7 protein-coding genes are annotated in these 7,751 nt (G+C 75.3%); 6 read left to right on the top strand and 1 reads right to left on the bottom strand.

Annotation, left to right across the window (positions count from 1 at the left end):
• Positions 1-151: 151 nt before the first annotated feature.
• Positions 152-973, top strand: coding sequence for a DUF1206 domain-containing protein (locus tag J7E86_RS26865; RefSeq protein WP_215085136.1), 822 nt, complete (start codon positions 152-154; stop codon positions 971-973).
• A gap of 158 nt (positions 974-1,131) precedes the next feature.
• A complete protein-coding gene (locus J7E86_RS26860) occupies positions 1,132-2,562 on the top strand; it encodes a glutamate decarboxylase (RefSeq protein ID WP_215085134.1) in 1,431 nt (476 codons plus the stop codon).
• Positions 2,563-2,571: 9 nt separating this feature from the next.
• Here the strand turns inward: J7E86_RS26860 and J7E86_RS26855 are convergent, their stop codons facing one another.
• Positions 2,572-2,754, bottom strand: coding sequence for a DUF6104 family protein (locus J7E86_RS26855; protein ID WP_215085132.1), 183 nt, complete (start codon positions 2,752-2,754; stop codon positions 2,572-2,574).
• Positions 2,755-2,940: 186 nt separating this feature from the next.
• On the opposite strand from J7E86_RS26855, the gene J7E86_RS26850 reads away from it, so the two are divergent.
• The 4 genes from J7E86_RS26850 to J7E86_RS26835 form a co-directional block, all read left to right on the top strand.
• The gene (locus tag J7E86_RS26850) at positions 2,941-3,345 is read left to right on the top strand and encodes a CU044_2847 family protein (protein ID WP_215085130.1); all 405 of its coding nucleotides are present in this window, start codon (positions 2,941-2,943) and stop codon (positions 3,343-3,345) included.
• Positions 3,342-5,462, top strand: coding sequence for a trypsin-like peptidase domain-containing protein (locus J7E86_RS26845; RefSeq protein ID WP_215085127.1), 2,121 nt, complete (start codon positions 3,342-3,344; stop codon positions 5,460-5,462). Before J7E86_RS26850 ends, J7E86_RS26845 begins: the two co-directional genes overlap by 4 nt.
• A 166-nt stretch (positions 5,463-5,628) precedes the next feature.
• Positions 5,629-6,636, top strand: coding sequence for a MoxR family ATPase (locus J7E86_RS26840; protein WP_215085126.1), 1,008 nt, complete (start codon positions 5,629-5,631; stop codon positions 6,634-6,636).
• Positions 6,637-6,642: 6 nt separating this feature from the next.
• Positions 6,643-7,751, top strand: a 1,109-nt coding sequence (locus J7E86_RS26835; RefSeq protein ID WP_285439773.1) for an SAV_2336 N-terminal domain-related protein, incomplete at its 3' end; no start/stop codon positions are given.

Raw genomic sequence — 7,751 nt, 5'->3', positions numbered from 1 at the left:
GTTCGGGATGTCCGCAGTGACCAGGAATGGGTCCAAGACTCACTCCTGCTCACTGATGAGGAACGGTAAGCGGATACCGGCAGCCGCCTCCACGGCGGCGGCGCGGACCTCCCCGAGCGGCGGGGCCTGACGTGAAGGGCGGCGCGACGCGATGAGACGGTGGCCGGGCAGCGGTGACACGGAATCAGTGTGCGGAGCCGGCGCGGCCGTCGCCGCACGGGCGGGGCTCGTGGCACGCGGAGTGCTCTACGTCCTCATCGGCGTCCTCGCCCTGCGCATCGCCCTCGTCGACGACGACGAGGAGGCCGACCGGGGCGGAGCGGTCCAGGCGCTCGCCGAGCAGCCCTTCGGCCGGTTCCTGGTCTGGGCGGTCGGCATCGGGCTGATCGGCATGGCGCTGTGGCGCCTGTCGGAGGCGGTCTTCGGCTCGGCCGGCCCCCAGGGCCCCAAGGCCGCCAAGCGCCTGCTGTCGGCCGCGCGCTGCGCCTTCTACGCGGTGATCGCCGGCTCCGTGCTCGCCTTCGCGGCCGGCGAGCGGGGCAGCGGCGCCGGCTCGACGGACGAGCGCTCGCGGGACGCCACCGCCCGGGTCCTGGACTGGCCGGGCGGGCAGTGGCTGGTGGCCGGGGCGGGAGGCGCCGTGGCGGTCACCGGCCTCGTGATCGCCGTCAGGGCGGCCCTGCGCACCTACCGCGAGCACCTTCCGGCCCGCCCGGCACCGGCCGCGAACAGGGCCGTCGACGTCCTCGGCGTCGGGGGCGGGGTCAGCCGGGGCCTCGTGTTCGCCGCGGCGGGCGGTTTCGCCCTCCAAGCGGCCGTCGCCTACGACCCGGGACAGGCCAAGGGCCTGGACGACACGCTCCGCACCTTCGCCGGGACCCCGGCGGGCCCCTGGCTCCTGACCGCGGTCGCGGTGGGGCTGATGCTCTTCGGGCTGTTCTCCTTCGCGCTGGCGCGCTGGCGCTCCTTCTGACCCGCTCCCGGCCTGCTCCCTCCGGCCCGACCCGCCGTGACCCCCGTATGCCGCGTGTCGCGACGGGCGCCGGCGGCCGCCGTATGGCACTTACGGAAGGTCACCGCGAACGCGTTCGTACGGATCCGTCCGCGCGGCCAGGAGAGGACACCCCCACGATGACGTCGCACCACCCGCGTCCCCACGGCCGCACCCGCCAGGACCTGGACGTCAACCCGGTCTTCAGCAGGGAACCCCTGCGGGTACCGCGCTACACGATGCCGGACGGGGAGATGCGGCCGGACACCGCCTATCAGATCGTCCACGACGAGCTGATGCTCGACGGCAACGCGCGCCTGAACCTGGCGACGTTCGTCTCCACCTGGGCGGAGCCGCAGGCGCTGAGCCTGATGGCCGAGTGCGCCGAGAAGAACATGATCGACAAGGACGAGTACCCGCGCACCGCCGAACTGGAGACGCGGTGCGTGCGCATGCTCGCGGGCCTGTGGCACGCCGAGGACCCCCACCGGGCCGTGGGCTGTTCGACCACCGGGTCGAGCGAGGCGGCGATGCTCGGCGGCCTGGCGCTCAAGCGCCGCTGGCAGTGGCGGCGCCGCGCCGAGGGAAAACCGGCCGGCCGTCCCAACCTCGTGATGGGCGTCAACGTACAGGTCTGCTGGGAGAAGTTCGCCGAGTACTTCGAGGTCGAGCCGCGCTACGTGCCCATGGAGGGCGACCGGTACCACCTCAGCCCCGAGGCGGCGGCGGAGCTGTGCGACGAGAACACCATCGGGGTGGTGGCCGTCCTCGGCTCCACCTTCGACGGCAGCTACGAACCCGTCGCCGCGATCGCCGGTGCCCTGGACGAACTCCAGGCCCGGACCGGTCTGGACGTGCCGGTCCATGTGGACGGGGCCTCGGGCGCGATGATCGCCCCCTTCCTCGACCCCGGCCTCGTGTGGGACTTCCGGCTGCCGCGGGTCGCGTCGGTCAACACCTCGGGGCACAAGTTCGGCCTGGTGATGCCGGGGGTCGGCTGGGCGCTGTGGCGGGACGCGGAGGCGCTGCCGGAGGAGCTCGTCTTCCACGTCAACTACCTCGGCGGCGACATGGCCACCTTCGCCCTGAACTTCTCCCGCCCCGGCGCCCAGGTCATCGCCCAGTACTACAACTTCCTCCGGCTGGGCTTCGACGGCTACCGCCGGGTGCAGCGGACCTGCCGGGACGTCGCCACCCGGCTCGCCCGGGAGATCGCCGCACTCGGCCCGTTCGAGCTGATCACCGACGGCAGCGAGACCCCGGTCTTCGCGTTCCGCGTGCGCGAGGGCATCGACCGCTACACCGTCTTCGACGTCTCGGCCGCCCTGCGCGAGCGGGGCTGGCTGGTGCCCGCCTACACCTTCCCCGAACACCGCACCGACCTGGCGGTGCTGCGCGTCGTGGTCCGCAACGGCTTCAGCCACGACTTGGCCGACATGCTCCTGGACGACCTCCGCCGGGTCCTGCCGCGGCTGGAGCGGCAGAGCGGGCCGCACCGCGACGCCGACGACGCGGGCGGCTTCGCCCACGGCGCGGAGACCAAGAACCCCCGCCGCCCCGGCCGCCGGTGACCGCCGCGGCTACTCGTCGTCGTCCTCGTCGTCCAGGCGGGCCAGCCACGTCGCCAGCCGCTCCACCGGCACCTCGAAGTCCGGGTTCAGGTCGACGAAGGTGCGCAGCTGCTCGGCCACCCAGCCGAGCGAGACCTCCTCCTCGCCTCGCCGGTTCTCCAGTTCCTCGATGCCGCGGTCGGTGAAGTACAACGTGTTCTCCGTCAGGGATGGTCGGGCGTGGTCGCGGGACAGCAGTCGCGGCACCGGCCGGGAGCGCCGGCGGTGCGGGACATACCGCCCAGGATAGGCGGGCCGTGGCCACAGCCTCTCGCGCCCGTCCGGTCCGGGGACTAGCCTGCTGCCCCAACGCGCGAGCGGGGAGCAGGGGGGTGGCCCGTGGCCGACGGCATCACGCGGGTCCGGCTCGACGACGGCACGGTCGTCTGGGCGCGGATCTCGGAAGCGCACGAACTGGCACGGCCCGACGACGGCGGCGGGGGATACGAGGACTCCAGCGCCGCCGGTGCCGCACGCCGCGTCGCGGACCTGGCGAGCGGCCTCTCCGATGTCGTACGGGGCGTGGTCGGCTCGCTCCGCACCGGCTTCGCGGCGGCGGCACCGCAGGAGGTCAAGGTCGAGTTCGGCATTGAGCTGTCCGCGAAGTCGGGGCAGGTGATCAGCCTCCTCGCCGACGGCTCGGGCAAGGCGTCGATCACGGTGTCGCTGACCTGGTCGGAGGCGGAGCGCGGGGCGGTACCGCCGGCCGCCCCGGGGCCCGCCACCACCCCCGGCGCTCCTTGAGCGCCCTGGAGGGGACCGTACGCCGGGCCGTCGTACGCATCTCCGCGCCCGGCGGCGGGTATGACCCCAGCGGCGACCGGTTCTGGGGCAGTGGCTTCTTCATCGCTCCCGGATGGGTCCTCACCTGCGCCCACGTCGTCGGGAACGGGGGTGGTGGCGTGCTCGGCGGCGAGACGGCCATCGACGTCACCGACTGGCGCGAGCACACCGCGCCCGGCCGCGTCGCCCTCGTCCTGCCCGCCCCCGGCGACCCCGGCCGGCCACCGCGCCGCTGGGGGCTGCCCGACCTGGCGCTGGTGGAGGTGCCGGGCGCCGAGGACGTCGAGTGCCTGTGGCTCAGCGACCGTTCGGCCGTCGTGCCCGCCCGCATCAGCCTGCACGGCTGGTCGCGGGAGACCGGCGAACTGGCCCTGCGCTTCGGCATGGGCCTGGCCACCGGCAGCGACGGGAGCGACGGCAGCGCCATGCTGCTGCGCGGCGAGATACCCGTGGCCGGCTCCTCCGGCGGGCCCGTCGTGGACGTGGCCCGTGGCGCCGTCATCGGCGTGTGCAAGGGCCGCGGCCAGGACACGGCCGGCCTCGCGGTGCCCGTCACCGCCCTGCGCCGGGTGGCCAACGACCGGCCCGGCCGCGACCGGCTGCACTCCCTCGTCACCGCCCACGACCTGCACCACCTGCGCCGCTACCGCACCGTCGGCACCGGCGGCAGCTGGACCGGCGTCCAGCACGCCCTGCGGCCGCCCGGCGCCGGCGCCTTCTCGCCCGTCCTGCGCACCCACCTCTTCGCCCGGCTCGCGGAGCTGACCCAGCCCGCCACGCCCGGCGAGGTCATGGCCCTGGTCGACGCCGTCAAGCGCCGCATGATCCAGGATCCGTACCAGCCCGGGACCGAGCACGACCCGCGCACCTGGCGCGAAGGGGTGGGCCTGCTCTACGACCTGCGCGACGGCGACGGGCGGGCACCGGAGCGGGACCTGGAGCTGGAGGCGGTGCTGCTCTACGCGGCGCGGGTGGCCGCGGCCGTCAGCCTGCTGGGCCGGCCGGAGGACGAGAAGCCGCTGCGGGAGCTGAGCGGCTGGCTGACCGGCCGCGAGGAGCCCATCCAGCCGGTCATCCGCGAGGAGATCGCCCAGATCCTGCACGGCGGCGCGGACCGCCCCGACGGGCCGCGCGCGCTCACTCCGCCCGGCACGGTCGAGCTGCGCAAGCCCGCGCGCCGGAAGGTCGAGCCGGCCGTGCCCGCCGTCCGCGCCCGCGCCGACGTCCTCGTCGAGATAGACCCCCTGCTGTACGGCGACAGCTACCCCTGGCGCGTCAAGCTGCTGCGCGAGGACGACCTCGTCACCCTGCGCGGCGACGACCGGGGCGTGCCGCGGGCGCGGCTGCGCGAGACGCTGCTGGAACCGATCGCCGAGGCCGTGCGGCAGGGCGACGTCGGCGAGCACCTCGCGGCCGTCGAAGTGGTCCTGCCGCGCGAGCTGTTCGACGAGCCGCTCGACTCCTGGCGGCTCTCCCCGCCGTGCACCGCCGAGGACGGCACCCCCCTCCTGGACCCCGACACCCTGCCCCTCGGCCAGCGCCGCGTGGTCGTGCTGCGCGACCGGTGGCGCCGCGACCACCCGGCCATCCCCGAGTGGCGGCGGCGCTGGAACGGCACGTCCCGGGGGCCGCTGAGCGCCGTGCCGCTGCGCCGCGAGGCCCCCGAGCGCGGCCACGACGGGCCGGGGCGCGAGAGCGGACACCTCGCGTACGGGCGGCTGTCGGACGCCGACGACGCCGCCGTGCCCGTCTACTGCGGTCCCGTGGCGAGCGGGCCCGGTGCCACGGCGATGGAGGCCGCCCTGGCGGCCGGGCACGCCGTCGTCATCTGGCGCAGATGCGCCACCGGGCATGCCGATTGCGCCGATTTTCACCGGCACGTGTCACATCTGGTGAGCCAGGCCGGGACCGCGGCCGGCCTCCACCGGCGCATCCGCAACCTCCGGATCCGCTGCGACGACCCCGGCCATCCCGATCCCGACGCCCTGTGGGCGCGCTCGATCGCCCTGCTCTTCGACTCGCCGGACCACCCGCCGCTGCCCGACGCGGCCCTGCACGCCCCCGGAGTCCGGCCGTGAACGCGGAGTTGACGCGACGTCAAGTGCGTGCCGGTGGACGGCGGACGGTCTCGGCAGGCCGGGCCCGTGCCGGTACCGTCGAGCCGAGACCGTCGCCGTCGCGGAGCGCGGGGTGCCCGGGCACAGCCGACCTCAAGGTGTCAGCACCAGCTATGAGGAGCCCAGTGTGAACGATTGGCGCATCTACCGGGGAGCCGGTCTGCCGCACGACGGGATACGGCGCCTGCCGCCGCCCCCGCCCTGGCGGGACTTCGCCGCGTCGGGGCCCGACGCCGGCGCCGGCACCGACCCCAGCGCCGCCCGCCGGCTCGGTGTGCTGCGCCGGCTCGTGGCCAACCACCACCCGCGCCCCGACGAGGTGGAGGCCGTCAACGCCGCCCTCTACCTCCGCCGCCCGCTGCTGGTCACCGGCAATCCCGGCACCGGCAAGTCCACCCTGGCCCACGCCGTCGCCCACGAGCTGGGCCTGGGCCGGGTGCTGCGCTGGCCCATCGTCAGCCGCTCCACCCTCCGCGACGGCCTCTACCACTACGACGCCATCGCCCGCCTCCAGGACGTCCAGCTGGAACGGGCGGGCGGGACCGGGGAGTCCGGGCGGCACTCCATCGGCTCGTACGTGCGCCTCGGCCCCCTCGGCACGGCCCTGCTGCCCGCCGGCCGGCCCCGGGTGCTGCTCGTCGACGAGCTGGACAAGGGCGACCTCGACCTGCCCAACGACCTGCTCAACGCCCTGGAGGAAGGCGAGTTCACGCTGCTGGAGCTGGAGCGCATCGCCGACCGCGAGCCCGAGGTCGAGGTCCTCACCGACGACGGCGGCCGGGCCGTGATCCACGGCGGCCGGGTGCGCTGCACGACCTTCCCGCTGATCGTCCTCACCTCCAACGGCGAACGCGACTTCCCCGCCGCCCTCCTGCGCCGCTGCATCCAGCTCGACCTGGAGGCGCCGGGCGAGGAACAGCTGACCGCCATGGTCAGAGCCCACCTCGGGGACGAGGCCGTGACCGAGGGCGAGGCGCTCATCCAGCGGTTCCTGGACCGCGAGCCCGGCGAGGTCATCGCCGCCGACCAGCTCCTGAACGCCCTCTTCCTCACCCAGCACGCACCCCGCGCCGAGCGGGTCACCCGAGAACGGCTCGCCGACATGCTCATGCAGCCACTGGACCGTCCGAGGTGATGAGGTATGACGGCGCCCCCCGACCGGCGGCTGGGGCAACTGATCGCCCGCCTGCGGGCCGCGGCGTGGGACCTCACCCCCGAGGAGATCGCCGACGCGGTGTGGCTGGCGTCGTGGGTCACCCCGGAGGCCGCCCCCACCGCCGAGCCCGCCGAACGGGCCGGCGGGACACGGCCCGAGACCTCCCGGCCGCAGGCCGCGGACGGCGGGACCGGGTCCGTACCGTCCGACGCCCCTGACGGCCGGACGGCGGTGCGCCATGCCGAGCGCTCCGGCCCCGTGGCGCTGCACGCCGACGGCGGCCGGCAGTCCACCGCGCGGGCACGGGAAGCGGGCGCGTTCCCCATACGCGTGCCCATGGCCGCGTCCCTGCCCGGACTCCTCGACCTCCAGCGCGCCCTGCGCCCCCTGCGCGGCTATCGCTCCCTCGCCGCGCCGCCCCCCGGCCCCCTGGACGAGGACGCCACCGCCGACCAGGCCGCCCGCACCGGCGTCCTGCGCCCCCTCTACCACCGCGGCGAGGCACGGCCGGCCGCCATGCAATTGCTGATGGACGTCTCGCCGTCCATGGTCGTCTGGGAACGGATGCGGGAGGAATTACGCCAGGTCTGCGCCCAGTTGGGCGTCTTCCGCGACGTCCAGGTGCGCTATCTCCACCGGGGCGACGACGGCGCCCCCCTCGTCGGCACCTCCGCCGTGGCCGGCCGCGCCCGCCGGCCGCGCCCCGCGGACCAGTTCCGGGACCCCACCGGCCGCTCCCTGACCCTCGTCATCAGCGACTGCGTGGGCCCCCTGTGGCAGGAGGGGCGGGCCCAGCGGCTGCTCCACCACTGGTCGCTGACCGCACCACTGGCCGTCGTCCAGCCCCTGCCGCCCCGCCTGTGGCCGCGCACCGCCCTGCCCGCCGACGCCGGACTGCTCGTACGCGACCCCACCACCGGCGGCCCGCCCGGCTTCCACCCCGACGGCTACGGCCCGCCCCCCGCACCCGGCGCCCTCCCCGTGCCCGTCCTGCTGCCCACCCGCGACGCGCTCGGCTCCTGGGCCCGCCTGCTGGCCGGCCCCGGCCGGACCACCGTGCACGGCGCCGCCGGATGGGTGCTGCCCGGCCACCC

Origin of the sequence: Streptomyces sp. ISL-11 (assembly GCF_018614525.1) — a bacterium.
Taxonomy (GTDB): domain Bacteria; phylum Actinomycetota; class Actinomycetes; order Streptomycetales; family Streptomycetaceae; genus Streptomyces.
The sequence above is the reverse complement of the archived record's forward strand: the minus strand, read 5'-3'. Positions and strand labels throughout refer to the sequence as shown.